Origin of the sequence: Agrobacterium tumefaciens (assembly GCF_005221385.1) — a bacterium.
GTDB classification, from domain to species: domain Bacteria; phylum Pseudomonadota; class Alphaproteobacteria; order Rhizobiales; family Rhizobiaceae; genus Agrobacterium; species Agrobacterium tomkonis.
Genome location: NZ_CP039903.1, coordinates 811,840 through 838,825 on the forward strand (window position 1 = coordinate 811,840; position 26,986 = coordinate 838,825).

A 26,986-nucleotide genomic window follows, 5' to 3' on the forward strand; every position below is an offset into this window, starting at 1 on the left:
CCTGTCCCGCCAGTCTGTTCTGCCTGACGGTGGAAATTTCGCATTCCCCGGCCTGTCAGACCTGCATTTGCGCGTCCGCGCCGCGATTTTGCCACGTATATATCATCGCGATCCGCAGGACGGCAATGTGTCGGTTTGTTGAAAGAAAACCCGATAGGGGTTTATACCCGGCCGACACTGGCGTGTTGTTGCGGCGAAACCGTGACTTTTACTGGCTGAATGGCAAAAAGGCGGGTCACGATGCTGCGTGACCCGCCTTTAAACTCAGTAATTATTCGGCTTCCAGCCGATATCCATATCGGCCCAGTCTTCGTTTGCGGAACCGACACTGATGTCGCCGAGCGTACGGAACGCCAAGCGGGCATTGATCGACCAGTCATTGGCGGCCTGCCGAGTGGAATTGATGTTGCCCTCGTTGGAATAGCTGACCGTCAAGATCGTGCATTCGTCCTGGTAGGCAATGCCGATACGGCGCTCGGAGGCAAATTTTCCGTTCAGATCATAATTGATCGAGCCGAATAGCGACCAGTTGTCATCCATGCGCAGCATGCCGGAAGCCTGAACGATATCCCGGTCTTCGGTGTAGCCGTATTTCGGCTGCGCCTTGACCTGCGTATAGCTGACCTTGCCGGTAAGGCGGCGATCCGAATAGCTGAGGCCCGTCTCCGACCGGTTGATGTCGAAGTTGTCCTTGTCGAGACGCAGGCTCGATGACAGCGAAAGGCCGATCGGCGCATCGAATGCCGCCATGGCAACGTAATCCGAACGGTCGGATTCGAGGCCGGAATCAGCGCCGACATTGGCCAGATCATAGGAAGCGAAGGAATTTTCGCCCGCCAGATGGAAAGACTGGCCGACAACGGCGCGAACGCCGTAGCCGTTGTCAAACGTGCCATTGTAGCGGAAGCCAAGATTGGCGCGTGTACCGCCCTCGATCCGGTCGAAACCGGAGAACTTGTCACGCTCGAACAGGTTGGTCGCATCGAATACGAATGCCTGCGCATCTTCGTTTGGAAGACGGCCGGAATATTGCTCGTTCGGACGCACGAAGATCTGCGCGATCGGTTCGATCACGTGGCTGCTGTTAAGCGCCGTGAAGAGCCAGGGATAACGCACTTCCAGACCGCCGGTGACCATGCCGCGAAACGCAGCATCGTCATGCATCATGCCCTCATAGGCATAAGATGTGCCGCCCGACGTAAAGCTCGACGGAGACATGTCCGTCCACAGCGCATCGCCGCGTGCAGCGAGGATCGGTGTGATCTGCAGACCGCTATCCATGGTGAAGGTGCGCTTCCACTCGGCTTCGGTGGAAAGGCGCGTATAGTCACCCTCAAGTCCGTTAAAGCGCGAATATCCGCCCAGAGCGTACGCGTCCTGCTTCAGGCGGGTGATGCTCGTCAGGTTGGTGGTCAGCGAAAGCTCGCCGCCATAGATCGGATCAGGCACGAAATAACGGTAATCGACGACCGGATGAACGATCGCCTGCTTGCGCTCTTGGGATTCGGTATCGTCCGTATTCTGAACGTTGAAATAATAACCGCGGGCGTCGAAGCTGTTTCGTGCGCTCGCGCCACTGAGGTAGATCTGGTTGGTCTGGACGTCGTTCTTGTAACCCTTCAGCCCATAGGTGCGTGAAAAGTTGTTGTCGGTCTGCACCATCGCATCCCAGCCGAATGCCCAGCGCGGATTGATGCTGAAATCGCCCTTGCTGGCGATCATGCCGCGATTGTCGTTGAGAGCGTCGCTGGTTCCGGCCGTGAAGGTTTCGGATTTCAGCTGGCTGATGCCGGCGACGGTGACCGTGTGCATGCCGGTTTCGAAACGCTGGCGCAGTTCCGCCTGCAAGAGCAGACCCTGCGTCGTATAATAGGTCGGCGTAACCGTCACATCCGAAGTGTCGGAAAGGACCTGGAAATAGGGAACGCCGATGCCAAAACCGAGATTGTCGGTAATGCTCATCTGTGGGAACAGGAAGCCTGATTTGCGCTTCACCGTATTGTCCGGAACCGTCAGGAACGGCACATAGGCGATCGAATGGCCAAAAAGCTGCAGACGGGCTTTTTCCAGCCGGATCGTATGGGTCTTGCCGTCCTGGACGACGCGCTCGGCCTTGACCTGCCAGAGCGGCGCCTTTTCAGGCTTTGCGGCGCAGGGCAGACAGGCGGTATAGACGCCGTTGTTGAGGACCATCAGGTCGCCTTCGAGACGTTCGGCGCTTTCACCCGCGATGCGGGTATTATCCGGAGTCTCGACGCGCAATGCATTGACGAAACCCTGACCGAAGTCATCGGTAACGTCCATCTCGTCGGCATAGATCTTGTTGCCGCCGGGCTCTATCAGCTCAATATTGCCATGCGCGATGACGCGGCCGGTCTGCTGATTATATTCCACTTGCTGGGCCACCATGCGGTAGCCCGAATATTTCATGCGAACCACGCCCTTCGCGATGACGCGCTGGGAGTCGCGATTATAGGTCAGTTCATTTGCTGTAAGCAGGAGTTTCGAATCGTCTTGGCTTGCCGACGCAAGCACCCCGCCCTGGCCGAAAGCGACCGGGCTTGATGCCAAATACGCGCACACAGCGGCACCCGTCAGAAGGGCCGTCCAAAGCCGCCTGATATTCCCGCGGTCAATTACCGCCACTAGCCGTCCTCCTGATGAAGCAGAATGGTTGCCCCCAAAGCCAACGCCACGACGACTGGAACCCAGACCGCGACGGTGGGAGGGACAACACCACCACTCCCGAATGCCCTTACGAGCACGGTTACTACATAAAGCACGAAGCCGGAAACGATTCCACCCAGAATCACGGAGCGCGATTGGGCGAAGCGGCTGAACTTTAATGAAACGGTCGCGGCGATCAAGGTCATCGCAACCAGAAGCAGGGGCGTCGATAGCAGGAAATGATACTGCGTCTCAAGCGCTTTTGAAGACAGTCCAAAAGACTTTGCAACTTCGATCTTGTGAGAAAGATCAAAGAAAGCAACGGTTTCCGTCTGCGTCATGCGTTCCTGCACGAATTCCCGTCTCAGATTGGTACTGATCCGCGTGCTCTCTTGTCGAACTGGCACATGTCCGGCGCGGGTTTCCGTAACGCCGTTAAGAAGCCAGTAACCATCTTCCAATTTAGCCGACTTGGCATCCTGCCGCGAGACGATGTTCCCGTCCTTGTCGAGGTGGATCAGAACCACATCGAGCAGCATCGTTCCGTTGTCCTCGAAGCTCTTGGCGCCGATAATCGTGTCCTGGCCGCCGCTCGCCTGACGCATCCATGGAATGATCTGCTGCTGGCGGCCGCCATTGGCTTCGTTGCGCCATCCCGCTTCCATAGCCAGCGACCGGTTCTGGCCCCATGCGGCGATGGGGTTCAGAACGACGACGGACAGAATACCGAGAAGGACCGATCCCAGGACGAAGGGAAGGATGAATTGCCAGGCGGAAACACCTGCTGCGCGCGTGACAACCAGTTCGTAACGTCGATTGAGCGAAATCAGCGTCGTCATGCCCACGAAAAGGGCGATGAATGGAACGGTCTGCTGCAGGATCAGCGGCAGCCTAAGTGCTGTCAGGCCAAGTGCGCCCGGAACCGAATAGCCCGGCACGCTGGACATGCGCCTTGCCGTCTCGCTGAAATCCGCGAGATAGATGATCGACGATACGCCGAGCACGAACCAGACGGCCGTCATCAGATATCGTTTCAGGAAATACCGGGCGAGGGTGTTGAAAATCATGCGTTGCCGCTCCCCGAATTGCGTGCCAGCCGGCTGGAGAACAGGCGGCGTATGCGGCCAGCCGCATCCGCGATAATCTTCGGTATCTTCGGCTTGCGACCGGTTATCAGGATGAAGGCGGCCGCAGCGCCGCTGAGACCCGGCACGGCATAGACCAGCGGAATGAAGGCAGCGCTCTGCTTGACCTGGTTGGTGACGTAAAAACCAAGCCAGCGCAGCATGAAGGCCGTCACCAGCGCGGCGACCATCGGGTGCATGCGCGCCTCGCGATGCGAACGGGCATCGGCGGCGATGACCAGCGAGATCAGCGCGAAGGCAAAGGCGAACATCCAGTCCGACAGGCGCTTGTGCAGCTCGCTGCGGAAGTTTTCCGGAGACCGTTTGTAACTCGCATTGTTCTCATCTGGCGACAAAAGGAAGCCGAGGCTGGCATCGCCCGGAGACAGCGAGGGTTCGGAATCCTGCTTTTCCGACATGGTCGAAAGATCGAAGGCATAGGACAGGAACTTGACGATCGACACCTTGCCATCAGGGGTCTTCTGCTGCACTTCGCCGTCGCGCATGGTCAGCGATGTGCCGCTCTCATCGATCATGCCTTCCTTGGCATAATAGATGAGATCGAAATTCGGATCGCGGCGGTCGGCGACGAACAGGCCCTTGAGGATACGGCCCTGCCGCTGGGCGATCTGCACATAGAGACCGTCCTGAATGGTGCGGAAGGTCTTTTCTTCGATCACCGAGGACAGGAGGTCGGCATAGGCCGCGGCCACCATCTGCCGGGCGGAGTTACGCGCCGGCGGCTCGATGAAATTGGTGATGGTGAACGAAAGCGCGCTCAGTACGGCGGCCAGAATGAGAACCGGGCGAAACATCACCGAACGCGGCGATCCTGCCGCATCGATGATGGCAAGCTCGGAATCATTGTTCATCGCCGTAAATGTCTGGGTGATGCCGATGACGAGGGCGAAAGGCAGCACAACGGGGATCAGCGTCGGCAGGATCAGGGTCGCGAGCGCCATGAAGGAGCCCATCGACTGGCCGGTATCGGTGACGAGATTGATTCTCTGGAGAACCTGGATGGTCCAGATGATGGCCAGCACCGGCAACAGCGCGACCAGAAACATCTGCGTTGTCCGCCGCAGGATATAGTTCTCGAGAAGCTTCATACGGCCCTGTTCGACATTGTTTTCCCGTGCGCTTGCCCGCCGGATTTCCGCCTATCTAATCGCATCGTTTGCAATTGGCTATTCCGGCGTGCTCACAAATATGTTTTGCACGACGATTTTTCCATCGCCTGTGTCTTTTTGTGGAACAAGCTGTCGGTTTCATGACGTAATCGGCCCATCCGCAAAAATGTCATTCCTTTAACGAATGTGGACCTTTAAGGAATGTCTGCCTTTAAACAATGCAGGCCTTAAAAAATGTAGGGTTGCGCCGGGGGCTGAAAAGGCCATGATCGTGCGCATCATGCAATTTGACCATGAAGAGCAGGAAAACATGTCCGCCAAATTCGATATTTCTTTCGCCAATTCCGCTTCGCTTGAAAATTCCCTGGCCGTTGTGCTGCAAGCCTCCGGTGAGGCGCAGGCTGCCGCCGGTGCTTCCGAGGCCGATCCGGGTGGAGTGATCGAGAGGGCGGCGAAGATTGCGGGATTTGCCGCAAAATCCATGACGACTCTCGATGTGATTGCGCCGCAGGGGTCGAGCGCCGACCGGTTGCTCGTCATCGGCCTCGGCAAGCCGGCGAAACTTGTCGCACATGACTGGCTGCGTGCCGGCGGCACTGCCGCCGCCAATTTCCGCAAGGCAGACAAGGTCGCCATCTATCTCGACGCTCCGGGCGTCGAAACCAGCGCGCAGGCCGCTGCGGATTTCGCGCTGGGCCTTCTGCTGCGCGCCTATAGTTTCGATGCCTACAAGACCAAGAAAAAATCCGACGACGAAAAGACCCCGAAGAAAGTCGATATCGTCATCGTCACGGCCGCTCATCAGGAAGCGGAAAAGGCCTTTGCCGTCTCCGAGGCTGTTGCGGGCGGCGTTCTCCTGGCGCGCGACCTTGTCAACCTGCCGCCGAACGTTCTCGGCCCCGTCGAATTCGCCGAAAAGGCGGAAGAGCTGCGCAAGCTGGGTGTTGATGTCGAGATTCTCGGCGAAAAGGACTTGAAGAAGCTTGGCATGAACGCGCTTCTCGGCGTGGCGCAGGGCTCGGCCCGTCCGCCCCGGCTTGCCGTCATGCAATGGAACGGCGGTTCCAAGAAGGATGAACCCATTGCTTTCGTCGGCAAGGGCGTCGTTTTTGATACCGGCGGCATTTCGCTCAAACCCGGCCTCAATATGGAAGACATGAAGGGCGACATGGGCGGCGCTGCCGCCGTGACCGGCCTGATGCATGCGCTTGCGGCCCGCAAGGCGAAGGCAAATGTCATCGGCGTTATCGGTCTCGTGGAAAACATGCCCGATGGCAATGCCCAGCGTCCGGGCGACATCGTAACTTCCATGTCCGGCCAGACCATCGAGATCATCAATACCGATGCCGAAGGCCGCCTGGTTCTGGCTGATGCGCTCTGGTACACCAAGGAGCGTTTCAGCCCGAAATTCATGATCAACCTTGCCACCCTCACAGGCGCGATCACGGTTGCGCTCGGCAATCTTCAGGCCGGCCTTTTCTGCAATGACGACGAGCTTGCGACGCGCCTCGCCCAGGCTGGTGACGCGACGGCCGAAAAGCTGTGGCGTATGCCGCTCGGCAAGGATTATGACAAGATCATCGATTCCAAATTCGCCGACATGAAGAACAGCTCGGGTCGCTTGGCCGGTTCCGTCACCGCCGCGCAGTTCCTCAAGCGCTTTGTGGGTGAAACGCCGTGGGCGCATCTCGATATTGCCGGCACAGCGATGGGATCGCCCATGACCGAGATCAACCAGTCCTGGGGATCGGGCTACGGCGTGCGGCTTTTGAACGAACTCGTTCGCGCCCATTACGAAGATTGATGCGAGCGGAGTTCGAAATCTGCGGATGACTGAAATTCTGTTCTACCATCTGACGGAATCGAAGCTCGAGGATGCGCTGCCGCCTTTGCTCGAAAAATCGCTGGAACGCGGCTGGAAGGTCGCGATCCAGACGGTGGACGAGGAGCGCCGCGATTTTCTCGACGCGCATCTGTGGACCTTTCGTGACGACAGCTTTCTGCCGCACGCCACGGATGCGTCTCCGGCGCCGCAAAGCCAGCCGATTCTCCTGACAGCCTCGGAAGTCAACGGCAACGGCGCAAATGTCCGCTTTCTGGTGGATGGCGCCGAACCGCCGGCGGTGGAGGCCTATGAGCGCATCGTCTTCATGTTCGACGGATATGATGCCTATCAGCTTGAAATGGCGCGAAACCACTGGAAAAGTCTGAAGACCGAAGGCCACGCGCTGACCTATTGGCAGCAATCGCCGGAAGGCCGCTGGCAGAAAAAGGCCTGATCGAAGGGTTCTCACACAAATAGACCGGCAAAAATTCGCATGTGGCGTCGCCTGCCGGTTTTTGCATGATGGGCCGAATCGAACGCATGGCCGTCTGATCCGCCCGGCGGGTTGCTGAGGGTGGCGTTGGCACGGCCGAAACAGCGGAAGGACATCATCATGGGGCAGGCGATTTCAAGGCCGGACGGAGAAATGGAGCGTCTGGTCGCGGTGCGGTCCATCATGTCCTTCAAGAATGCCGAGATGCCGGAACTGGAAGTTTTGTCTCGATTGGGGCAGGGCGTCTTTGACGTCCCGCGTGCGGCTGTCCACATCCTCGATGAGGATTGGCTCCATATCGCCGAACAGGCCGGAATGCAGCTGTCGGAATGCCCGCGCGATCTGTCGATCTGCACCCGCGTCATTGCCAGGCAGGACGTGGTCGTCATTTCCGATCTGACCCAGCACCCGGATTTCCGCTTCATGCCCTATGTCAAAGGCGGTCCGGAATTGCGTTCCTATGCCGGCGCGCCGATCGAGCTGGAGCCGGGTCTTGTCGTTGGCGCCTTTTGCCTCGTTGATACGACGCCGAGAAAATTCTCCCACAACGAAATTGACAATCTGAAGCATTTCGCGCTGCTGGCGGCTGCACTCCTGCGTCTCCAGAAGGCCAACTTCACCATGAGCCTTGCCGAGCGCGAATTGCGCGATGCAGCGATGACCGATCCGCTGACCGGTTTTTATAATCGCAAGGCGCTGGAGGCGATTGTCGATAGCCAGCTCGGCGCGGCTCTGCGGGAAAACGAGACCTTCGGCGTGCTTTATCTCGATCTGGACGGCTTCAAGACGATCAACGATACGTTCGGCCATCCGGCGGGTGACCGGGTGCTGACCGTCGCCGCCGCGCGCATCCGCAACGCGATCCGCAGTGGGGATACGGTGGTGCGCATGGGTGGTGACGAATTTGCCATTTTCATGCCCCATCCCGGCACCCCTGAGGTGATGAATGGGATGGCGGACCGGCTTCTGGCCGCCTTCCGCGAAACCTTCGATGTCGATGGACAGGCGGTCGGCGCGCGTCTCAGCATCGGCGGCGCGATTGCCCCGCAGGCGGGCGCGGATCGCGCCACGCTGTTGCGCAGCGTCGATGAGGCGCTGTATCAGGCAAAAAAATCAGGGCGCGACCGTTTCGTCAGCCGCGCCCTTTGATGCATCTGTCGTCCGAAATTCTTTCGGCTTCTCAGTCGTAGAATGAATCCACGAACTTGTGGCGGCCAAGCAGGAAGGCGTCGGCCACATGCGTCAGCGGCGCAAGATCGACATCTGAGCGGCCCGCCTTGATGATCTCGGCAAAACGCTCGTAAAGCGCTGGATATTCCCGCTCGGGCGCGGTGAGTTTGTCTTCGCCGTTGATCGAGAGCTTGGCGCCGCCTTCCGAAAGCACCATTCGTCCGCCGGCCGTTTCGGCAACGATATCCCAGCTCTGCTTGCCGGTCTGGCGCCAGTCGAACTCGGCACGCAAAGGCATTTTCGTCACGTCGGAAAAATGCAGGTCAGCAGCGATCGGCGCGTCGCGGTTTTCCGGGAATTCCAGCGTGGCCTTGGTCAGGAACAGCGCGCGGGGCAGGATATGGGTGATGATGGAAAGTGCGTTGATGCCGGGGTCGAAAACGCCAAGGCCACCCGCCTGCCAGATCCATGCCTGGTTCGGGTGCCAGTGGCGTACATCCTCTTTCCAGATCACATGCACGCTGTCGATATTTGTGGAAGCCAGAAACGCCTTGGCCGCTTCCACCGCCGGCGCGTAACGCGAATGCCAGCTTGCAAACAGCGAAAGTCCCTTGGAATCCGCAAGGCGGACGAGATCCTGCACCTCGGAAAGCGTCGCGCCCGGCGGCTTTTCGAGGAAGACGTGCTTGCCGGCATTCAACGCCGCGTAAGCCGCCTCGTAACGATATTGCGGCGGCATGCACAGCGACACGGCATCGATATCAGGCACAGCCTCCAGCATGGCCTCGATTGTGCCATAGGACGCGACGCCGTCCACGGTGCCGTGACGGCTTGCGGTGCAGATCAATTCAAAATCCGGATTGCCTGCAATGGCGGGAAGATGCTGGTCGCGAACGATTTTTCCGACGCCGACGATGGCAAGCTTGGTGGCTGACATGAAGTGGAACCCGTCTGAGTGCTGCATGGGATAAAGTGTGATTTTTACAAGTTTTTAGCAGAAACGCTCGAAGGAGCAAGGTGATCGTTTCCGGGCGGAACGTCTTTTTTTAGACTGTAATTCCATAACATATTTTTCGGTTTTAGTATTTCTGGAATATGTAGTATTTGAGAAATGTAAATATTTTTTGGATTTTTAAGTGTTATTTATATTTTCAGATAGTTCAAAGTCTAATTTTTTCATGTATATTCAGTGAACATCGGTAATAATTTTAGATTTCGCTTGAATAAATTTTCCAACAGCAGGTGCATGGTGGTTTTATTTGGAAATGACCGTTCGTCCGGCTTCCTTCAGAGAGTCAATGAAAGCAGCCGTCAGTTCAATACATATGCCTTGATTTTTGGCGTCGTGCTCTACAATCTTTACCTGCTTGTGGATGTGACGCTCGTGCCTGACATCATCTGGCTGGATGTGACGGTCCGTCTGTTTCTCGTCACCCCGCTTCTGTTCCTTTATTTTCCGGCACGGTATTATGCGATCGGGATGCGGCCGGATGCGGTGGCGCACGAGGCCCTTCACGCGCTGGGCTGCATGATGGTCGTCGCATCGCTCATGTTCATCTATGCCAATGCGCGGACCTCGTCGGCCAGTGAATATTACATGGGCGTCGTCACCGTCATTCTCTATATGAATACGATCCATCGCCAACCGTTTCCGCTTGCGGTCATGGGCACGGTCGGCTGCATGGTGGTTTTCATTATCGGCATGGAATATGTCACCGTGACGAGCGAAGTGGCCAAGCTGCCGGCGATCATGTGTTCCGTCGGAATTAGCGCCGTCTCGCTGTTTGCGGCCTATCGTATCGAGCAGGTGGAAAGGCGGGACTATCTGGCTTCGCTGCGCGAAAAGCTGCTGCTTCAGCAAATTCAAAGCGCCAATCGGGACCTGCAGCAGCTTTCCAATACCGATCAACTGACGGGTATTCGCAACCGCCGCAGTTTTGATCAGGCAGCGCGCGAGATTTCCGGCACCAGCAGGCCACGGGCGCTCATTCTCCTCGATGTCGATTATTTCAAGAACTACAATGATTCAGAAGGGCATGTGGCTGGTGATGACTGTCTGCGCGCGATTGCCGGCAGGCTGCGCGCCGCCCTGCGCAGGGATGATGGTGACAGAAGTTTCGTTGCGCGTTATGGCGGCGAGGAATTTGTGGTCCTGCTCGACAATTGCGTCGTATCCGCAGCCCTTGCCGTTGGTGAAAGGCTAAGATCGGCGGTGTCGGGGGAGGCGATACCTCACCCCAATCGCCCGGACGGACAGGCTGTCGTCACCGTCAGTCTCGGAATAGCCGTTTCCGATGATGGCCTGGAGACAATACAGGACATGCTGAACCGCGCGGATGAAGCACTGTACGAGGCGAAGCATCAGGGACGCGACAGGTTGGTGCTGGCCGCCGCGCAGTCCGGAGCGATTGCCGCTCCGGAGAATCTTGCCGGGATGCGAACTGCGGGCGCAATATAGGCCGGGCGGCGGGCTATGTGTTATAGTCTGTCCTCGCAGATACGGGAATTGTGAAAGGCGAACGCCGGAATTCCGGCGGCGGAACCAATAATAACCGGGGATTTGCAGATGATGGAATTGATCGCCGTTCAGGCGGCGGCCGCTGCCGCCGAGCTTCCATTCCTGCTGCTCCAGGCGGCCGCCGTCGTCGGCATTGTATCCGTGCTGATCCTTCTGCGGCGAGACATAGCCCTCGATGATCCGCGTTATAAGATCTACTACGGCATCGTATTCGGTGCGACCGGGTTTCTCTTGACGTTGCTGGTGTCCGAATTCATCAAGCTGCCTTCCAAACCCTATATTCGGTCCGATCTGCTTTTCCTGGCCGGGGTGCTGGGGTCTTGGCAAGGCGGGTTGATTAGCCTGGTGCTCGTCTCCGCTGGACGCCTTGCGTTCGGCGGCCCTTCGCTTTTCGGCGCCGCCCTTCTGGATATGAGCATCATCTCGGTTTGCGGGATCATGATGTATGGCTGGTTACGCAGGCGTCGTCTTGCTGAACTCGGTATATGGGAGATGACCGGTGTATTCGCGGTCAGGATTTCCGCGGCTTTGCTCGCCTTGTCTGTGCTCTATATTCTCAGCCTGATAGATCAGGAGTTGTATCTCAGTGGTCTCGGGCGACGCATCTTCGGCTCAGTCGTCGGTTTGCCGATGATTGTCTGCCTGTTCGTTGTGCTGCGCAGCGAAGCGCGGGCGCGGGAAGAGGTGAGGAGACGCGAAACCGCGGCCCGGACGGATTCATTGACGGGCCTGCCCAACAGGCGCGCCCTCAAGGACCATATCGAAACGGCGATGCGGCACGAGCCGGCCGTTCCGCATGCTCTCGTTCTGATCGAGATCGTCAATATTTCCGATGTCGCCGCCTGCGAAGGTGAGGACTGGGCCGATCTTTTCTGGCCGCGACTGGCGCGGGAAGTATGCGACGGCGACAACAGCCTGCTGTCGCCCTCCAATGCACCGCGCAGCTTCATGTTCGGCGATACGACGCTTGCGGTGGTCATCGAAGGAGTTTCGCTGGAAAAGTCTGAAAGCGCCCGACTGATGATGCATCTCCATGACGGGCTGAGCGCATTTTGCCGGTCCGCGGAGGCGGGGCCGGTGCCGCATCTGAAGATCGGCGCGGCCAACCTGGACATGCTTTCCCGGCAGAACGTGGCGTCCTTTCTCAGGCATCTCAGCCTGGCGCTGAAAGGAAGCGACAATCCGGTGCAGATTTTCCCCTTTTCCTTCGCCGAGAAAGCGACACGGGACGAAGGGGTGCGGCAGATGCTGGTCAACTGGATCAAATCCGGCAGGCCGCCCATATGTTATCAGCCGAAATTTGAAATGCACAATCGCCGCATGATCGGCGCCGAGGCGCTTCTGCGGGCGACCGATGTGCGCGGGCAGGCGCTTTCGCCCTATTACGTGCTGGAGATTGCCGAGCGCCACCGTCTGCTGGTGGAATTCGAGTGGTCGACGATCGAGGCGGTCGTCCGCGACCTCAGCAATCTGCGGAACCTTGAGCCGGATTTTCATCTGGCGGTGAATATTTCCGCCTCGTCATTTTCGACCCTGCGTTTCGGAGACCGGGTCGTGGCGTTCCTGGGTGAAATGGCGGTTCCTGCGCATCGGCTGTCGATCGAGGTGACGGAGATGAGCCGTGTACCGGCGATCGACATCGTGCAGCAGAATTTCGACAGGCTGAGCGAAGCAGGCGTGCGGCTGTCGCTTGATGATTTCGGCACCGGTTATGCCGCGCTCACTCTGCTTGCGAGGTTCCCCTTCGAAGAGGTCAAGATCGACCACTGGATGACCTCCAGGCTAAATCAGTCCCGCTTCAAGGACGCCATCGCGCTCGCATTCGAAAGCGCTGAGCGTTACGGCGCCAAGCTGGTGACGGAAGGCATAGAAACGGAGGAGCAGAGCCGGCTTCTCATGCAGATGGGCATCCGTTTCGGTCAGGGTTATCTCTATTCGCCCGCTGTACCGCTCGATCGTTTGCAGCCTCGCAGGGAATGCGCCTAGAGCGTTTCCGAAAGGCTTACGACGCAGCATGACATGAGCGTATTCCAGTGCAAGCGGCAGGGGAGCCTATTTCAGCCGGATTGAATGTTTGGCCAGTCTGTGCTGAGTGGTTGTATGACGAACCAATGTTCCGGCCGTGTTTTCCGGTCGAGCGAGCGAACAGATGCTTGAAAACAACGACGCGTGGAACAGGCATTCCGGCAAATCGCCGCCGGAGGCAATGAGGGCAGGCGCGGGCAGCGTCACGCAATCGCTGCGCACCATCGCCGATGCCGTATCCGGCCATAGACCACCGTCGGGTGATCTACGTCCTGCGGCCACCTGGCCGTTTCTCAGGGTGATCATCGTCTGGCTGTTGTTGATGGTGGCGGTCGTGTCCGCCCTGGCGGCCTATCAATATGTCAGCCTGCTTGGCGAACTGGAGCGGCAGAGCGACGCCTTGCAGGCTGAGGCTACGCGCCGGGCGGATCAGCATGATGCGCATGTGACGGCGCTTTCGGCGGTGGCGCAGGCGGAACAGGGATCGGATCACGGCCTGCTGCTCGCCATCGCCGCACCCATTCTGCAATTTTACCCGCGCATCGATGAAGTCCAGCTGGTCTCGTTGATGGAGGGTGGTCCTGCAGCTGGCACCAGACCGCTGGAAAATGAACTGGCGGCAGACATCCGCAACGCGGCATCGGTGTTTACGGGCAAGCCCGCATTGCTGGCAAGTACGCTGAGGCCTGGCCATTATCTCATCGTCAAGCGCAGCCCCAACAGCGAGACGGCACGGCAGGCGCTGGTGCTGGCCGTCGATGCGGCACGGCTGCTGGCATCCGATGCCCCCTTCTGGTTGGCGCAACGGGCGGTGATCCGCCTGAAAATGCCGGATGGCACCCTGTTATACGGCCCGCCGCAAATGCCTGTAGAACCGCAATATGCCCGGCAGCTGAGCAGTGCCAGCCAGCCGCTGCTTCTGGAAGTGGCGCTTCCCATCACCTGGCGTGAACTTCTGCCGGGCCGCACCCTGCTGGCGGTGCTGGCCGGTGCCAGCATCATTTTTGTGTTCGGCATCGTGATGGCAAGGCAGAGAACGCGTATACGCGCAGCCGAAAGGCGGGCAGAACTGAGCGGCATGGAGGCGAGACTGACCCATGCCTCGCGGGTCAATGCGCTGGGGGAGATGGCGAGCGGCCTTGCTCATGAGCTGACGCAGCCCTTGACGGCAATCCTGGCGCAGGCGCAGGCCGGGCGACGGCTTCTCGTCCGTCAGGATGTCGCAACGCTTTCCGGTGCGCTGGACGATATGATCGAGCAGGCGCGATGCGCCGCCAACATGCTCGACCGTTTCCGCAACTGGTCGCTGCCGCATCGCCATCCGGCCACGGCGCATGACCTTCGCGTCGCGCTGCGTAATGTCGATGCGCTTCTGACCGGTGAGGCGGCGCGCCAACATGTCGTCATAGATATCCGGCAACCAGAGGTGCCGCTTCTGGTTCGGGTTGATCCGGTGGAGATGGAGCAGGTGATGTTCAATCTGCTGCGTAATGCCCTTGATGCGCTGGCCGATGCCGGGGGGAAAGGTGTAATCACTGCGACGCTCACCCGCGAGGGCAGTCTTGCCCTGTTCGAAGTCGCCGATAACGGCCCCGGCGTGGAACCGCAATTGCGCGACCGGCTTTTTACCCCCTTCGCAACCACCAAAAACAACGGCATGGGACTTGGTCTCGCGCTCAGCCAGCGGCTGGTGGAGCGCGCCGGCGGCGAAATACTCTCAGTCGAGCAGGAAAACGGCGCCTTGTTCCGCGTCGTCCTGCCAGTCACGATGGAGGCAACGAAAACATGACGCTGCCCGTCTATCTGGTTGATGATGATGATGCCGTGCGCAAAGCACTGATATTGCTTTTGTCCACGGTCAGCATCAAGGCAAAGGGTTTTGCTGATCCGACGGTTTTCCTCAGCCATTTGCCGGGTCTGGAGCCGGGATGCCTGATCTTCGACATCCGAATGCCGGCCATTACCGGCCTGAAGCTTCAGGAAAAGCTTGTGGAGGAAGGCATCGACTGGCCGGTCATCATCATTTCTGGCCACGGAAATATTGAAGCCTGCCGCCGCGCCTTCCGCAACGGCGCCGTGGATTTTTTGTCGAAGCCTGTGGATGAACAGGATCTCATCGACGCGATACAGAAGGCGCACCGCACACTTGCCCGCACGCTGGATGCACGGGCATTGCAGGCGGAAACGGTGGCGCTTCTGTCGCTTCTGACCGCGCGTGAGCGCGAGATACTGGAACGCATCGCACTCGGTTTCACCACCCGCCAGATCGCCGATGGGCTTGGCCTGTCACCGCGCACGGTCGACAGTCATCGCGCCGCCATCGGGCTCAAGCTTGGCACGACCTCGCAGGCGGAAATGACGAGGCTGTGGCTGGAAGCCGGCGAAGATCGGTAGAACTACCGACCGGCCGGCAAGCCTTACGGATTCGCAGCCTTGCTTCATTTGCCTAGGTTGAAGTCCTCATCAGCCAAGAGGACCTTTTCATGATCCGCAATCTTCTCATCGCTTCCGTTCTGCTCGCTCCTGCTGCCGCATTAGCCCAGACGCTGCCGACCGCTCCTTATCTGCCGCTTGAAATGGCCGAGAAGGCAGCCAAGGCTGCACTGCAGGCCTGTGTCGCAAAGGGCAATGCCGTCACCGTTGCCATAGTCACCCGCGACGGCGCCACCAAGACGGTATTGAAGGCGGATAATTCCGGCCCGCATACGGTCTCCAGCGCAACCGGCAAGGCTTTCGCCGCCGCATCGCTCGGGCGCGATATTGGCGAGATCGCGGATTTCATCGCCTCCAAGCCGGCCAATGATGGTTTGCGCAATATGGACGAGCGCATGGTCATCCAGGCAGGCGGCCTGCCGATCAAGATCGGTGATGCCCTGGTCGGCGGCATCGGCGTCGGCGGCGCGCCCTCGGGCGCCATTGATGCAGAATGCGCCCGTGAAGGCCTCAACGCCATCGGCGCCAAGTAAGCAGCGTCAGATAAATCCGGCGGCTTATGGGAAAGCCGCCGGAATTCGGCCCGCGCTGTCGCACATCATCCCGCCATTGCTTCTTCATATTCGCCGGAAAGCATCAGCCATTGCTCTTCGGCGTCGGAAAGCTTGGCAGCGGCCTCGCCACGTTCCTTGACCTTCTGTGCGGCCTTGGCGGGCGCCTTTTCGTAAAGCGCGGGGTCTGCCAGTTCCGTGTCGAGCGCCTGAATCATTTTCTCAAGCTTCGCCGTCAGGGATTCGATTTCGTTGATCTTTTTCTTTAGCGGCGCGAGCTGGGCGCGCTTTTCCGCATTCGCCTTGCGTTGATCTGCCTTCGACGCCTGATCGGGAGCGGCCTCGGTCCTGTCTTCCTTTTTCTTGCCGGAGGAGACGACGATGTCGCGATATTCCTCCATGTCGCCTTCAAAGGTTTTGACGGTGCCGTCGGCAACCAGCCACAGCCGGTCCACCGTCGCTTCAATGAGATGCCGGTCGTGCGAGATGAGGATGACCGCGCCGTTATAATCATTCAGCGCCTCGATCAATGCCCGGCGGCTGTCGATGTCGAGATGGTTTGTCGGTTCGTCGAGAATGAGCAGGTTCGGTGCATGGAAGGCGGCAAGCCCCATCAGCAGCCGGGCCTTCTCGCCACCGGATAGATCCTTTGCCGCCGTCGCCATCTTTTCCGTTGCAAGGCCCATCTGCGCCACGCGTGAGCGCACCTGCGCTTCAGGCGCCAGCGGCATCAGCTTGCGCACATGTTCGACCGGCGTTTCGTCCGGCACGAGGTCATCCAGCTGGTGTTGCGCGAAGAAACCGATCTTCAGGCCGGGAGCGGTGCGAAGATCGCCAGCCTGCGGGGCAAGCCGGCCGGAAATGAATTTCGCGAAGGTGGATTTGCCATTGCCGTTGGAGCCGAGCAGCGCAATGCGATCATCATTGTCGATGCGCAGATTGAGCTGCTTCAGGATCGATTTGCCCGGCTCGTACCCCACGGCACCGCCATTGATGGCGACGATGGGTGAGGCGGGCTGCTTTTCCGGCTCGGGGAAGGTGATTGGCTGAACATGGTCCTCAATCACGGCGGCAACGGTGCCCATGCGCTCCAGCGCCTTGATGCGGCTCTGGGCCTGCCGCGCCTTGGTGGCCTTGGCGCGGAAGCGGTCGATGAAGCTTTGCAGATGTTTGCGCGCAGCGTCGCTTTTGACCTTGGCCTTCATCTGCAATTCGTCGTGTTCGGCCTTCTGCCGCTCGAACTGGTCGTAACCGCCGCGATAGAAGGTCAACTTCTTCTGGTCCAGATGCACGATGGAATTGACGGCATTGTTCAGAAGGTCGCGATCGTGGCTGATGATGATGACGGTATGCGGATAGCGGCGAATATATTCCTCCAGCCACAGCGTGCCTTCGAGGTCAAGATAGTTGGTCGGCTCGTCAAGCAGCAAAAGGTCTGGCTCGGCAAACAGCACGGAGGCGAGCGCCACGCGCATACGCCAGCCGCCGGAGAAGGAGGAGGCGGGGCGAAGCTGCGCCTCGTGGTTAAAGCCGAGACCGGCAAGAATGCTGGACGCGCGGGCTTCGGCTGAATGCGCATCGATATCAACGAGCCGCATCTGGATTTCGGCGATCCGGTGCGGATCAGTCGCGGTTTCCGCCTCCGCCACAAGGGCGCTGCGTTCCTTGTCGGCGGAAAGCACGATTGAAATCAGTGATTCTTCCGTTCCCGGCGCTTCCTGCGCCACCTGGCCGATGCGCGCCTGTTTGGGAATGCTGACCGAACCGCTTTCGGCCGAAAAATCGCCGGTAATCACCTTGAACAGGGTGGATTTGCCGGCGCCGTTGCGGCCAACGAGACCCACCTTCACGCCGGCGGGCAGCGCCACGCTGGCATGGTCGAGAAGCAGGCGCCCGGCGATGCGGGCGGAAAGGTCGGTAATCGTAATCATGGCGCCGTTTTGGCCGAACTGCGTGGCCAAGGCAAGAGCGCCCGCGCCACATCGGATCATATATGGGCGTTTGAAGCGCGTCGGTTTAGGCGGAATTGTTGGGCCTGCGTGCAATCTTTGGTTTTGCGCGTTTTTCGGGCGCAAGACCGCGATGCATTTTTACGGGAAATGCTCTAACAGCCGAGCTGAGCCAGATAGCTGCTGCGGCTGTGCTGGGCCAGGTCCCGGGAGTAGCCGACAACGCAGTTGCGCGTGCCGCAGCGTGCCGAAAGCAATGCAAGTTCGGCATGGCTGAAAAATTCGGCGGGCGTGGCGGTGCCATCCACCGCCGCGACGCCGATCGAAACCGTCAGATGTTCGCCTTCTCCTTCGCTGGTCACGAAGCGCAGCGCCTCCACACTTTGCCGCAGCCTTTCGGCAATCGCCTCGGCGGTATTTTGCGAGACGTTGGCAAACAGAAAGGCGAACTCATTGCCGCCGATGCGGGCAACGAAATCGTCCTTCTTGATGGTCTTGCGGAAGAGCGCCGCAAACCGCCGCAGCGCCTTGTTGCCGGCGCTGGCGCCATATTTGCCATTGATTTCGCGGAAGCGGTCAATGTTGAGCAGCATCAGCGAGGTGGCGGACGCCGCCTGATCGCCGGCGAAAAGGTCTGCGAGCTTTTCGAGGAAAGCCGCGCGGTTGGGAAGCGCCGTCAATGCGTCCCGCACGGAACTCGCCTGCAGTTCGGCCCGGCGTTTTTCAACCTCGCGGATCTTCATCAGCCCCATGGCGATGAAGTGCCGCAGGCTCGTCTGTTCCTCATGAATGTCGCCCATCAATCGAGCGAGCCGCTCGGTTGCCGGCGGCTCCTGATGATTTTCCTCGGCAAGGCTGGCGATGAATGTTTCGGCGCGCTGCACGCCGGCTTCCAGCCGCGCTGAAATCTGATTCAGCGTTTCAAAGGCCTCGTTGGCCATCTCCTCGGCCTCGATCTTCGAAAAGCCGGGTAGATTGTGTCTCTGGCCGATAATATCGATTTCATGCTGCTGCGGCGCGTTGCCAAGGGCCAATATATCGCGCCCCATGGCCGGGTTGTGCCCCGACAATATTTCATAGATCAATTCGTAATTGCGCGGCAGCGGAGCAATATTCATCCTGGCGATGAACTGCGTGATCTTGGTAACGACAAGACCGTTTTTTGACTGTTCGCGTTTTTTATCGCCAGCAGATGTCGTCACCGTCAGCCCCAAAAAGATAGTATTTGTGAATTCATCGAAATATTCAGTTTCCGAATGCGGCTATTCCTACACGCGACGGTTTAAAATAGACTAAATTCGCGGGCTGTTTTCGTCACCTTGATGCCAGAATTCCCGTCCGGCGGGGTGCTTATGGCTTTTGATCGATAACATGATTAATGCTGATTTGATTTCAGGCCATTGCCGTTCTTATATCGCTGCATCGATATAGCCAAAAAGGGTGCTGCCCATGACAAACTCCAGAACCTTGTACTCGCTGTGTGGAAGCGACATTTCCCGGCCGTTTTCTCCCCATTGCTGGAAAACCGTGCTGTCGTTGGCGCATAAGGGACTGGATTTCGAGGAGCGCCCCTTGCCCTTCACTGTCATACCGACGGTTGAGGACGGTTTTTCGAGGACGGTGCCGATCCTGCGCGACGGCGAGCAGCTGGTGAGCGACAGTTTCGAAATCGCGCTTTATCTGGATGACGCCTATCCCGAGCGGCCGTCGTTGTTTGACGGGGAGGGCGGCAAGGCAATGGCCCGCTTCGTTGAAAGCTGGTCACAGACGGTGCTTCACCCGGCTATTACCCGTATCGCCCTGCTGGATATCCACAATATGCTGGATGAGCCGGATCGCCGTTATTTCCGTGACAGCAGGACGAAAGCGCTCGGCCGCCCGCTTGAGGATGTAGCGGCGAACCGCGAAGCGGAAATCGCGGCCTTTCCGGCGTTGCTCGCGCCGATCCGCCGCATGTTGAGCTTCCAGCCGTTTATCGGCGGCACGTCGCCGCTTTTTGCCGATTACATCGTGTTCGGCGCCCTGCAATGGGCAAGGATCACCACCGGCGCCGATCTGTTTTCCGATAATGACCCGGTGCGGGACTGGTTCGAAGGCTGCCTTGATCTCTATGATGCAAGAGGCCGCAGTGTGACAGCGGCGTGAAATGTCTCGCGCCATTATCGCAATATGGTCTATCCCCCTTGTTTTCGGGCCTTTGGGCGGGTAAAGACCGCCCACTTTCTATATAGGAAAAGGAAACGGACACATGGCGATTGAACGCACATTTTCGATGATCAAGCCGGACGCAACCAAGCGTAACCTGACGGGCGCGATCACCAAGGTATTTGAAGACAACGGCCTGCGCATCGTCGCCTCCAAGCGCGTCTGGATGAGCAAGCGCGAAGCTGAAGGCTTCTACGCCGTTCACAAAGAGCGTCCTTTCTTCGGCGAACTCGTTGAAGGTATGACCTCCGGCCCGACCATCGTTCAGGTTCTGGAAGGCGAAAACGCCATCCTCAAGAACCGCGAAATCATGGGCGCCACCAACCCGGCCCAGGCTGCTGAAGGCACCATCCGCAAGTCCTTCGCGCTCTCCATCGGCGAAAACTCCGTTCACGGTTCCGATGCTCCGGAAACCGCCGCACAGGAAATCGCCTACTGGTTCGCCGAAACCGAAATCGTCGGCTGATTCAAAATATCAACGGCTTGAATCGCCCTCTCAGGCGAGTGCATGAAGCCGCTGAAAAGACTCGATGAAACGGAGCCGAAAGGCTCCGTTTTTTTTTGTTCAAGATGCAGGACACCCCTGAACCGGCCGCATATCCGTCGTACCATCAGGTTTGAACACCTCCGGATTGGGCGTGTAGAGCGGCCCGACCACCAGCGGTTTGGCGGGGAGAAGCGACTGGTCCGTGTCGGAGTGGATCGTGGTCTCGATCGTCTGCAGAATATCGCCCTCCGGCCCCTTGATACGGATGGTGACTTTATAGGGCCGATCCTGCTTCACGCATTCGATCGGCGGGCTTTGAACGGTGATCTTTTCGTCTGCTGGAAAAATCCTGTCGCTCGTCGTCAGGTCAGGACCACCTCGGGGATTTTCGAATGAGGCCTCCACCGTGCTGCCGTCGGCAATGGGTGCAACGCGCTGCAGGGTCACCAGATAGGTAGCAATAGCCACGCGATAGTTGAAGACGAACATCCGGCCTGAAATCTTGGCGACCTCGCGCGGTTCGTCGCGCTGGCAGCCGCAGAGACCGAGCGTGGCCACAACCACCAGCAATGGAAGGGCGATCCTGTTCATGCGCGCGCCTCCTTTGTCCGGTGGTAATGCCGGCTGGCTTTCTGCCGGTTGCCGCAGACAGTCATGTCGCACCAGATCCTGCTTCTGTTCTTGCTGCGATCGATGAACAGCCAGCCGCAATTGCCGCAGATCCGCAATCGTTCCCGTGTCTCTGCCGCAAGCAGCGACAGGGCGGAGTGGGCAGTGGCGTTGCCGAGATTTTCGGTCGCCGGAAAGGCGCGCAAGGCCGTGCCGCAGGCGAAAAGAAGGTCCGCCAACCTGGCGTCATCATCGCCGGCACCCATGATCGAAGAGCGAAAACAATCGTCGATCGCCTCTCGAAGCTTGAGAAGGATTGGCCGTTGCTCCGCTTCGGGTGCGTTGAGCGCAGGAAACCTGTCGCGCTCCGCGCCAAGCCGTGTCGATGCCTCGGCAAAAGTGGCGATCTGTTCGGGCGCAGCAAAACGGTCAACCGATTTTGCGGCGTCTGAGCGCAGGATCACACTATTGGCGACATCAAGCGCCAATGCGCCGCCTGCGAAACGATGAGCTGTCCAGCGAAAGGTCATGCCGCATATTATAACTGTCAAAGCGCATTTTAACAGTTATAATAATGCTGGGAGGATGCGCATGGCTTATTTCCTGCAACAATTGCTGAATGCCGTGCCGGTTGCGGCCCTCTATGCGGTTCTGGCCTTCGGTTATGCCATCGCCTTTTCGGTCACCAAACGTGCCGATGTCACCTATGGCGCCATATTCGCCTTCGCCGGCCAGACCTGCCTGTTATTTGCCGATTTCGGCTGGAACCGGCTATGGCTGGTTCTGCCGGCCACACTGGCGCTTGGGGCGGGGGCAGGCCTGTTCGGCGGGTTGTGGGCTGCGGGTTTCGTCGGCAGGGCGGTGATGCGGCCGCTGGCGAAAGCCTCTCCCAACGCGGTGACCGTCGCCTCCATCGGCGTGCTGATTGCGCTTACCGAAAGTGCAAGGCTCGCCGCCGGCACCCGGCAATTATGGCTGCCGCCGCTTTTGTCGCAACCGGTGGGCTTTTGGAGCGATGGCGGCTTTGCCGTGACCCTGACGCCGATGCAGATGCTGAACACGGCGGCGTTTGGACTGCTCGTCCTCTCAGGGTCCGTTTATCTCGGCCGTTCCGCTTTTGGCAGACGATGGAAGGCCGTTTCGGATGATCCGCTTGCGGCATCGTTCTGCGGTGTCAATGCGGGCCGGGTGTTCCTGCTGTCCTATTGCGCGGCAGGACTTGTTGCCGCCATTGCCGGGGTGCTGGCCACCTTTTATTACGGCACCATGGATTTTGGTGCCGGTCTCGTCTTCGGCCTGAAGATCGTGCTGATTTCGGCGGCGGGTGGTTATGCCAGCCCGCTTATCTGCGGCCTGGGGGCCGCTGCGGTGGGATTTGCGGAAACTCTATGGGCCGGTTATGGCCCAATTGTCTGGCGCGATGCGGCGGTACTGGCGCTTCTGGTCGGCTGGCTGATCGTCATGCGCAGCAGGGTGGAAGCGCCTTGAGGCATTTCCGGGAAAAGCGGACTCCGGTTCTCCGTTCGGAAACATCGGAAAAGGCGATGGATTACCGCCACCTGTCCTTCGCCGCATCGTCGGTCGTCTTGGCTGATACCCAGTCCCGCGCCGCTCCATCCTTGCCATGTTCCTTCTTCCAGAACGGGGCGGAGGTCTTCAGATAGTCCATCACGAAATTTGCGCCGTCGAAGGCCGCCTGCCGGTGGCTGGAGGCGGCGATGACGAGAACGATATTCTCGCCGGCGGCAATCTTGCCGTGACGGTGGATGGCGGTGAGACCAAGAAGGCCGAAACGTTCGATGGCGAGTTTGGCGATGCGGGTGATTTCCGCTTCTGCCATGCCGGGATAATGTTCAAGCTCCAGCGCCACAAGCGCGCCGCCATCGTCGCGGCAGAGCCCGGTGAAGGCGACGACCGCCCCGATACTTTTGTCGCTTTGCGTCAGCCGGCGGGTTTCCTCAGTGGCGTCGAAATCCCCGGCCTGTACGCGGATCGTCGGCTGCACGGCTTTCTGCATCCGCTCATCCCCCGGTCATTGGCGGAAAGAGACCGATCTCGCGCGCGCCGACGATGCTTTCGTCATGCTCAACATGTTCCTGATTGACGGCAACGCGGATCACATCCGGAAATTCGAAAGCCGCCTCGTAATTTTCGCCACGGGTTGTGAGCCAGGCGATCAGCTCACCGGCCGTGGTGACGGAGGAGGGGATGTCCAGCTCCTCCTCATCGGCGCCGATCTTCTCGCGCACCCAGGCGAAATAAACGATCCGTGTCATCAGTCTTCGTCCACGATGTGCTTGAGACCGGCCTTGAAGTAATCATAACCGGTATACATGGTGAGCGCAGCCGCAAGCCAGAGAAGCGTAATGCCCATCTCGGTCGTATAGGGCAGGACCTTGTCGCCCGCCGGGCCGGCCAGCAGGAAGGCGATGGCGACCATCTGGATCGTCGTCTTCCACTTGGCGATGCGCGTAACGGGAACGCTGACCTTCAACGCCGCCAGATATTCACGCAGGCCAGACACCAGAATCTCACGGCAGAGAATGGTGATGGCGGCCCACAATGACCATCCGGCAATGGTGCCGTCCGCAGCCATCAGGAGCAGGACGGAGGCGACCAGCAGCTTGTCAGCGATCGGGTCGAGCATCCGGCCGATATTGGAAGTCTGGTTCCAGATGCGGGCCAGATAACCATCGAGGAAATCGGTCAGCGAGGCGATAATGAACAGCCAGAGCGCCGTCCAGCGCGCAAAATCTGAGCTTTCCAGCTTGCCTTCGATGAAGAAGCACAAAACGATGACAGGAACCGCGAGGATGCGGCCATAGGTCAGAAGATTGGGGATGCTGTATGCGCGCGAAGCCATGGGAAACCTGTCAGTCAAAGATCAGCTGTCTTGATGCCGCCCCTGACGCATAGGGTCAACATGTGATTATGTTTTTTTAGCAGTTCGCCACAACGGTGCGGTATCAATCGCCGCCGCTCTCGTGGAAGTGATTGTAGATTTGCCGCGCCACCGCCTCGGAAATGCCGGTGACGGCCATCAGATCATTGAGGCCGGCGCGCGAAACCGCCTTCGCCGTGCCGAAATGCTGCAGCAGGGAGCGCTTGCGACCGGGACCAATGCCCGAGATTTCATCGAGCGGATTGCGTATCATTTCCTTCTTGCGCCGCGCCCGGTGTGAGCCGATGGCGAAACGGTGGGCTTCATCGCGCATGCGCTGGATGAAATAGAGCACGGGATCGCGCGGCGGCAGGGAAAAATCGCTGCGTCCATCCGCGAAAAAGCGTTCGCGGCCGGCATCGCGGTCCACACCCTTGGCAACGCCGATGGCGGTCACACAGTCACGAATGTCGAGTTCATCGAGGATGGCGCGCACCGCTGTCATCTGTCCCTGGCCGCCATCGATCAGGATCACGTCCGGCCAGGTGGGGAAGGGCATGTCGGCGGCTTCCTCCGGTGTTGGGGTCCGCTCGCGGTCGGGCTTTCCTTCTTCCTTCAGCAGGCGTGAGAAACGGCGGGTCATCACCTCGCGCATCATGCCGAAGTCGTCACCCGGGGTGATGTCGGTCGATTTGATGTTGAACTTGCGATACTGGTTCTTCAAGAAACCTTCCGGTCCCGCCACCACCATGCCGCCCACGGCATTGGTGCCCATGATGTGTGAGTTATCGTAGATCTCGATGCGGCGTGGCACATAGGGAAGGCTGAAGGTTTCTGCGAAACCTTTCAGCAGCCGTGCCTGCGAAGAGGTTTCCGCCAGCTTGCGGCCATGCGCCTCGCGGGCATTGGCAAGAACATGGTCGGTAATGTCCTTCTTCTCGCCGCGCTGCGGCACGCTGATCGTGACCTTGTGGCCGGCTTTTTCGCCGAGTGCTGCGGCCAGCAACTCCTGCTCCTCCACGGTTTCGGAAAGCAGGATCTGTTTCGGCACCGGCTTGTCGTCGTAAAACTGCGCAAGGAACGCGTTGAGGATTTCCGAGCCGGGCAGGGAGGGGTCGGCCTTGGGGAAATAGGCGCGGTTGCCCCAGTTCTGGCCGGTGCGGAAAAAGAACACCTGAATGCAGGAAATGCCGCCTTCGTGATGAATGGCGAAGACATCCGCTTCCTCAATGCCGGCCGGATTGATGCCCTGGTGGCTCTGGACATGTGAAAGCGCCGCCAGCCGGTCGCGATAGACGGCGGCGCGCTCGAAATCGAGATCCTCGGCCGCCTCGTTCATCTGCCGCGCAATGGCGGTCTTGACGCTCTGGCTCTTGCCGGACAGGAAATCCTTGGCTTCCTTGACGAGTTCCGCATACCCCTGATCGCTGATCTCATGCGTGCAGGGGCCGGAACAGCGCTTGATCTGGTAGAGAAGACAGGGACGCGTGCGGGTCTCGAAAACGCTGTCGGTGCAGGTGCGGATCAGAAAGGCGCGCTGCAGCGAATTGATTGTGCGCCCCACGGCGCCGGCCGACGCAAAGGGTCCGAAATAATCGCCCTTGCGCGCCCGCGCACCCCGGTGCTTGAAGATCGCCGGGGCGCGATTGTCGGCGGTGATGAGAATATAGGGAAACGATTTGTCGTCACGCAAAAGCACATTAAAGCGCGGCCGCAAGCGCTTGATGAGGTTGGCTTCGAGCAGAAGCGCCTCTGTCTCCGTGCGGGTGGTGACGAACTCCATATGGGCGGTGAAACGCACCATCTGGGCGATGCGGTTGGAATGCACGCGGCCCTGGGCATAGTTGCCCACACGCTTCTTCAGCGAGCGCGCCTTGCCGACGTAAAGAACGTCACCGGCCTCGTTGAACATGCGATAGACGCCCGGCGAGTTGGGCAGGTGTTTGACGAATTCGCCGATGAGGTCCATGCCCTTCAGGCCGGATTCGTTCTTCCAGCCCGCATTCCAGTCCATGCCCACGGCGTCGCGCGCAGCCTCCGCCGCTTCTGTCGCGGCAAGGCTTGCATCGTCGTCTTCGTCGTCGGTTTCATCGAAGAGAATACCGCCATCAGGCAGCTTCTTTCCGTTCATTCAGGTATCTCCGCCACGTCAGGGGTTTCCCAGCCAAGGTGCTGGCCGCCGTCGAGCGCGATCATTTGTCCGGTGACCGACGGCGTATCATAAAGAAAGCGAATCGTCCGCCCGAACTCGTCGGGTTCAGGACCACGCTTTAATATAAGGCCGTCGATCTGCGCCTGAAAGTCCTCGGGCGCCTGTCTTTCGCTTTTGAAGGAGGGACCCGGCCCGATCGCGTTCACCCGCACACGCGGCGCAAAGCTCTGCGCCATCGTTCGTGTCGCAGTCCAGAGGGCGGATTTCGAAAGCGTATAGGAATAGAAACGTGGTGTGAGCGCCAGCACGCGCTGATCGATGATATTGACGATCAGACCGGATTTATCGACAGGCAATTGCTCGACAAAGGCAGCGGCGATGAGGGACGGTGCCCGCACATGCACGGAAAAATGCGTATCAAAGATCGCCGGATCGGGTTTATCCGCGCTGTCGTCCAGAAAAACCGAGGCATTGTTGACCACGACGCCGATGGGACCGAGGGCGGAAGAGGCCTGTTCGACAAGCGCCATGGTTGGCGCAGATTGTGTCAAATCCGCCTGAACGGCAACGGCTTTGCCACCATTTTGCCTTATTTCGTTAGCGAATTCCTCCGCCTGCGCCATCGATTCATTGGCATGAACGGCAATCGCAAAGCCATGGGCGGCCATATCGGTGGCGATCGCCCGCCCAAGCCTTCGGGCGGCTCCGGTTATCAAGACTGTCTTTTGTATATCTTCTTTCACGGCGGACCTGCATTTGCTCATACA

General features: G+C 59.0%; 24 protein-coding genes. 11 read left to right on the forward strand and 13 right to left on the reverse strand.

What is annotated here, in order from left to right:
• Nucleotides 1-264: 264 nt before the first annotated feature.
• The 3 genes from CFBP6623_RS04115 to lptF are packed head-to-tail and all read right to left on the reverse strand — an operon-like array spanning nucleotide 265 to nucleotide 4,900.
• The gene (locus tag CFBP6623_RS04115; protein WP_046798817.1) at nucleotides 265-2,646 is read right to left on the reverse strand and encodes an LPS-assembly protein LptD; all 2,382 of its coding nucleotides are present in this window, start codon (nucleotides 2,644-2,646) and stop codon (nucleotides 265-267) included.
• Complete coding sequence (lptG, locus tag CFBP6623_RS04120; RefSeq protein ID WP_046798818.1) at nucleotides 2,646-3,734, reverse strand: LPS export ABC transporter permease LptG; 1,089 nt, start codon at nucleotides 3,732-3,734, stop codon at nucleotides 2,646-2,648. The genes CFBP6623_RS04115 and lptG overlap by 1 nt, the downstream gene beginning before the upstream one ends.
• Nucleotides 3,731-4,900: an LPS export ABC transporter permease LptF gene (gene lptF / locus CFBP6623_RS04125; protein ID WP_046798819.1), complete on the reverse strand. Its 1,170-nt coding sequence runs from the start codon at nucleotides 4,898-4,900 to the stop codon at nucleotides 3,731-3,733. Before lptF ends, lptG begins: the two co-directional genes overlap by 4 nt.
• Nucleotides 4,901-5,231: 331 nt before the next feature.
• On the opposite strand from lptF, the gene CFBP6623_RS04130 reads away from it, so the two are divergent.
• The 3 genes from CFBP6623_RS04130 to CFBP6623_RS04140 all read left to right on the forward strand — a co-directional run bounded on the left by CFBP6623_RS04130 (nucleotide 5,232) and on the right by CFBP6623_RS04140 (nucleotide 8,388).
• The gene (locus tag CFBP6623_RS04130; RefSeq protein ID WP_046798966.1) at nucleotides 5,232-6,725 is read left to right on the forward strand and encodes a leucyl aminopeptidase; all 1,494 of its coding nucleotides are present in this window, start codon (nucleotides 5,232-5,234) and stop codon (nucleotides 6,723-6,725) included.
• Nucleotides 6,726-6,750: 25 nt separating this feature from the next.
• Nucleotides 6,751-7,200, forward strand: coding sequence for a DNA polymerase III subunit chi (locus tag CFBP6623_RS04135; protein WP_046798820.1), 450 nt, complete (start codon nucleotides 6,751-6,753; stop codon nucleotides 7,198-7,200).
• A gap of 159 nt (nucleotides 7,201-7,359) precedes the next feature.
• Nucleotides 7,360-8,388, forward strand: a complete 1,029-nt coding sequence (locus CFBP6623_RS04140) for a sensor domain-containing diguanylate cyclase (protein WP_046798821.1) — start codon at nucleotides 7,360-7,362, stop codon at nucleotides 8,386-8,388.
• A 31-nt stretch (nucleotides 8,389-8,419) separates the two neighbouring features.
• Here the strand turns inward: CFBP6623_RS04140 and CFBP6623_RS04145 are convergent, their stop codons facing one another.
• The gene (locus CFBP6623_RS04145; RefSeq protein ID WP_046798822.1) at nucleotides 8,420-9,346 is read right to left on the reverse strand and encodes a Gfo/Idh/MocA family protein; all 927 of its coding nucleotides are present in this window, start codon (nucleotides 9,344-9,346) and stop codon (nucleotides 8,420-8,422) included.
• A 393-nt stretch (nucleotides 9,347-9,739) separates the two neighbouring features.
• Between CFBP6623_RS04145 and CFBP6623_RS04150 the strand changes: the two genes are divergently transcribed.
• The 5 genes from CFBP6623_RS04150 (at nucleotide 9,740) to CFBP6623_RS04170 (ending at nucleotide 15,918) form a co-directional block, all read left to right on the forward strand.
• Nucleotides 9,740-10,867 (forward strand): GGDEF domain-containing protein, encoded by a 1,128-nt coding sequence (locus CFBP6623_RS04150; protein WP_225339969.1) that lies wholly within the window; start codon nucleotides 9,740-9,742, stop codon nucleotides 10,865-10,867.
• Nucleotides 10,868-10,975: 108 nt separating this feature from the next.
• On the forward strand, nucleotides 10,976-12,913 hold the full coding sequence (locus tag CFBP6623_RS04155; RefSeq protein ID WP_046798824.1) for an EAL domain-containing protein: 1,938 nt from the start codon (nucleotides 10,976-10,978) through the stop codon (nucleotides 12,911-12,913).
• Between the two features lie 163 nt (nucleotides 12,914-13,076).
• Nucleotides 13,077-14,741, forward strand: coding sequence for a sensor histidine kinase (locus CFBP6623_RS04160; RefSeq protein WP_162248995.1), 1,665 nt, complete (start codon nucleotides 13,077-13,079; stop codon nucleotides 14,739-14,741).
• Entirely contained in the window at nucleotides 14,738-15,346 is a 609-nt protein-coding gene (locus tag CFBP6623_RS04165) for a response regulator transcription factor (protein ID WP_046798825.1), read from the forward strand. Before CFBP6623_RS04160 ends, CFBP6623_RS04165 begins: the two co-directional genes overlap by 4 nt.
• An 89-nt stretch (nucleotides 15,347-15,435) precedes the next feature.
• The gene (locus tag CFBP6623_RS04170) at nucleotides 15,436-15,918 is read left to right on the forward strand and encodes a GlcG/HbpS family heme-binding protein (RefSeq protein WP_046798826.1); all 483 of its coding nucleotides are present in this window, start codon (nucleotides 15,436-15,438) and stop codon (nucleotides 15,916-15,918) included.
• Nucleotides 15,919-15,983: 65 nt separating this feature from the next.
• Here CFBP6623_RS04170 and abc-f read toward each other — a convergent pair whose 3' ends face one another.
• A complete protein-coding gene (abc-f, locus tag CFBP6623_RS04175) occupies nucleotides 15,984-17,867 on the reverse strand; it encodes a ribosomal protection-like ABC-F family protein (RefSeq protein WP_046798968.1) in 1,884 nt (627 codons plus the stop codon).
• A gap of 173 nt (nucleotides 17,868-18,040) precedes the next feature.
• On the reverse strand, nucleotides 18,041-19,087 hold the full coding sequence (locus CFBP6623_RS04180; protein WP_046798969.1) for a GGDEF domain-containing protein: 1,047 nt from the start codon (nucleotides 19,085-19,087) through the stop codon (nucleotides 18,041-18,043).
• Nucleotides 19,088-19,334: 247 nt separating this feature from the next.
• Between CFBP6623_RS04180 and CFBP6623_RS04185 the strand changes: the two genes are divergently transcribed.
• Together CFBP6623_RS04185 and ndk are read left to right on the forward strand one after the other, a co-directional pair.
• Nucleotides 19,335-20,030, forward strand: coding sequence for a glutathione S-transferase family protein (locus tag CFBP6623_RS04185; protein ID WP_052820359.1), 696 nt, complete (start codon nucleotides 19,335-19,337; stop codon nucleotides 20,028-20,030).
• 103 nt (nucleotides 20,031-20,133) lie between these two features.
• A complete protein-coding gene (ndk, locus tag CFBP6623_RS04190) occupies nucleotides 20,134-20,556 on the forward strand; it encodes a nucleoside-diphosphate kinase (protein WP_003502118.1) in 423 nt (140 codons plus the stop codon).
• Nucleotides 20,557-20,655: 99 nt separating this feature from the next.
• On the opposite strand, the gene CFBP6623_RS04195 is transcribed toward ndk, so the two are convergent.
• Both CFBP6623_RS04195 and CFBP6623_RS04200 read right to left on the reverse strand, forming a co-directional pair.
• The gene (locus tag CFBP6623_RS04195; RefSeq protein WP_046798828.1) at nucleotides 20,656-21,168 is read right to left on the reverse strand and encodes a hypothetical protein; all 513 of its coding nucleotides are present in this window, start codon (nucleotides 21,166-21,168) and stop codon (nucleotides 20,656-20,658) included.
• Complete coding sequence (locus CFBP6623_RS04200; protein WP_046798829.1) at nucleotides 21,165-21,716, reverse strand: CGNR zinc finger domain-containing protein; 552 nt, start codon at nucleotides 21,714-21,716, stop codon at nucleotides 21,165-21,167. The genes CFBP6623_RS04195 and CFBP6623_RS04200 overlap by 4 nt, the downstream gene beginning before the upstream one ends.
• A 61-nt stretch (nucleotides 21,717-21,777) precedes the next feature.
• Between CFBP6623_RS04200 and CFBP6623_RS04205 the strand changes: the two genes are divergently transcribed.
• Complete coding sequence (locus CFBP6623_RS04205) at nucleotides 21,778-22,674, forward strand: branched-chain amino acid ABC transporter permease (RefSeq protein ID WP_046798830.1); 897 nt, start codon at nucleotides 21,778-21,780, stop codon at nucleotides 22,672-22,674.
• Nucleotides 22,675-22,735: 61 nt separating this feature from the next.
• On the opposite strand, the gene CFBP6623_RS04210 is transcribed toward CFBP6623_RS04205, so the two are convergent.
• The 5 genes from CFBP6623_RS04210 to CFBP6623_RS04230 all read right to left on the reverse strand — a co-directional run bounded on the left by CFBP6623_RS04210 (nucleotide 22,736) and on the right by CFBP6623_RS04230 (nucleotide 26,983).
• A complete protein-coding gene (locus tag CFBP6623_RS04210) occupies nucleotides 22,736-23,191 on the reverse strand; it encodes a molybdenum cofactor biosynthesis protein MoaE (protein ID WP_046798970.1) in 456 nt (151 codons plus the stop codon).
• Nucleotides 23,192-23,207: 16 nt separating this feature from the next.
• A complete protein-coding gene (moaD, locus tag CFBP6623_RS04215) occupies nucleotides 23,208-23,462 on the reverse strand; it encodes a molybdopterin converting factor subunit 1 (protein ID WP_046798831.1) in 255 nt (84 codons plus the stop codon).
• Nucleotides 23,462-24,049, reverse strand: coding sequence for a CDP-diacylglycerol--glycerol-3-phosphate 3-phosphatidyltransferase (pgsA, locus tag CFBP6623_RS04220; protein ID WP_046798832.1), 588 nt, complete (start codon nucleotides 24,047-24,049; stop codon nucleotides 23,462-23,464). Before pgsA ends, moaD begins: the two co-directional genes overlap by 1 nt.
• A 103-nt stretch (nucleotides 24,050-24,152) precedes the next feature.
• Complete coding sequence (gene uvrC, locus CFBP6623_RS04225) at nucleotides 24,153-26,198, reverse strand: excinuclease ABC subunit UvrC (RefSeq protein WP_167379155.1); 2,046 nt, start codon at nucleotides 26,196-26,198, stop codon at nucleotides 24,153-24,155.
• Nucleotides 26,195-26,983, reverse strand: coding sequence for an SDR family oxidoreductase (locus tag CFBP6623_RS04230; protein ID WP_052820366.1), 789 nt, complete (start codon nucleotides 26,981-26,983; stop codon nucleotides 26,195-26,197). The genes uvrC and CFBP6623_RS04230 overlap by 4 nt, the downstream gene beginning before the upstream one ends.
• Between the last annotated feature and the right edge of the window lie 3 nt (nucleotides 26,984-26,986).

Excerpts from the sequence above, each read along its gene's own strand:
- lptG (WP_046798818.1), bottom strand. The coding sequence starts at position 3,734 with ATGATTTTCAACACCCTCGCCCGGTATTTCCTGAAACGATATCTGATG.
- lptF (WP_046798819.1), bottom strand. The coding sequence starts at position 4,900 with ATGAAGCTTCTCGAGAACTATATCCTGCGGCGGACAACGCAGATGTTT.
- CFBP6623_RS04130 (WP_046798966.1), top strand. The coding sequence starts at position 5,232 with ATGTCCGCCAAATTCGATATTTCTTTCGCCAATTCCGCTTCGCTTGAA.
- CFBP6623_RS04135 (WP_046798820.1), top strand. The coding sequence starts at position 6,751 with ATGACTGAAATTCTGTTCTACCATCTGACGGAATCGAAGCTCGAGGAT.
- CFBP6623_RS04140 (WP_046798821.1), top strand. The coding sequence starts at position 7,360 with ATGGGGCAGGCGATTTCAAGGCCGGACGGAGAAATGGAGCGTCTGGTC.
- CFBP6623_RS04145 (WP_046798822.1), bottom strand. The coding sequence starts at position 9,346 with ATGTCAGCCACCAAGCTTGCCATCGTCGGCGTCGGAAAAATCGTTCGC.
- CFBP6623_RS04155 (WP_046798824.1), top strand. The coding sequence starts at position 10,976 with ATGATGGAATTGATCGCCGTTCAGGCGGCGGCCGCTGCCGCCGAGCTT.
- CFBP6623_RS04160 (WP_162248995.1), top strand. The coding sequence starts at position 13,077 with ATGCTTGAAAACAACGACGCGTGGAACAGGCATTCCGGCAAATCGCCG.
- CFBP6623_RS04165 (WP_046798825.1), top strand. The coding sequence starts at position 14,738 with ATGACGCTGCCCGTCTATCTGGTTGATGATGATGATGCCGTGCGCAAA.
- CFBP6623_RS04170 (WP_046798826.1), top strand. The coding sequence starts at position 15,436 with ATGATCCGCAATCTTCTCATCGCTTCCGTTCTGCTCGCTCCTGCTGCC.
- abc-f (WP_046798968.1), bottom strand. The coding sequence starts at position 17,867 with ATGATTACGATTACCGACCTTTCCGCCCGCATCGCCGGGCGCCTGCTT.
- CFBP6623_RS04185 (WP_052820359.1), top strand. The coding sequence starts at position 19,335 with ATGACAAACTCCAGAACCTTGTACTCGCTGTGTGGAAGCGACATTTCC.
- ndk (WP_003502118.1), top strand. The coding sequence starts at position 20,134 with ATGGCGATTGAACGCACATTTTCGATGATCAAGCCGGACGCAACCAAG.
- CFBP6623_RS04195 (WP_046798828.1), bottom strand. The coding sequence starts at position 21,168 with ATGAACAGGATCGCCCTTCCATTGCTGGTGGTTGTGGCCACGCTCGGT.
- CFBP6623_RS04200 (WP_046798829.1), bottom strand. The coding sequence starts at position 21,716 with ATGACCTTTCGCTGGACAGCTCATCGTTTCGCAGGCGGCGCATTGGCG.
- CFBP6623_RS04205 (WP_046798830.1), top strand. The coding sequence starts at position 21,778 with ATGGCTTATTTCCTGCAACAATTGCTGAATGCCGTGCCGGTTGCGGCC.
- moaD (WP_046798831.1), bottom strand. The coding sequence starts at position 23,462 with ATGACACGGATCGTTTATTTCGCCTGGGTGCGCGAGAAGATCGGCGCC.
- pgsA (WP_046798832.1), bottom strand. The coding sequence starts at position 24,049 with ATGGCTTCGCGCGCATACAGCATCCCCAATCTTCTGACCTATGGCCGC.
- uvrC (WP_167379155.1), bottom strand. The coding sequence starts at position 26,198 with ATGAACGGAAAGAAGCTGCCTGATGGCGGTATTCTCTTCGATGAAACC.
- CFBP6623_RS04230 (WP_052820366.1), bottom strand. The coding sequence starts at position 26,983 with ATGAGCAAATGCAGGTCCGCCGTGAAAGAAGATATACAAAAGACAGTC.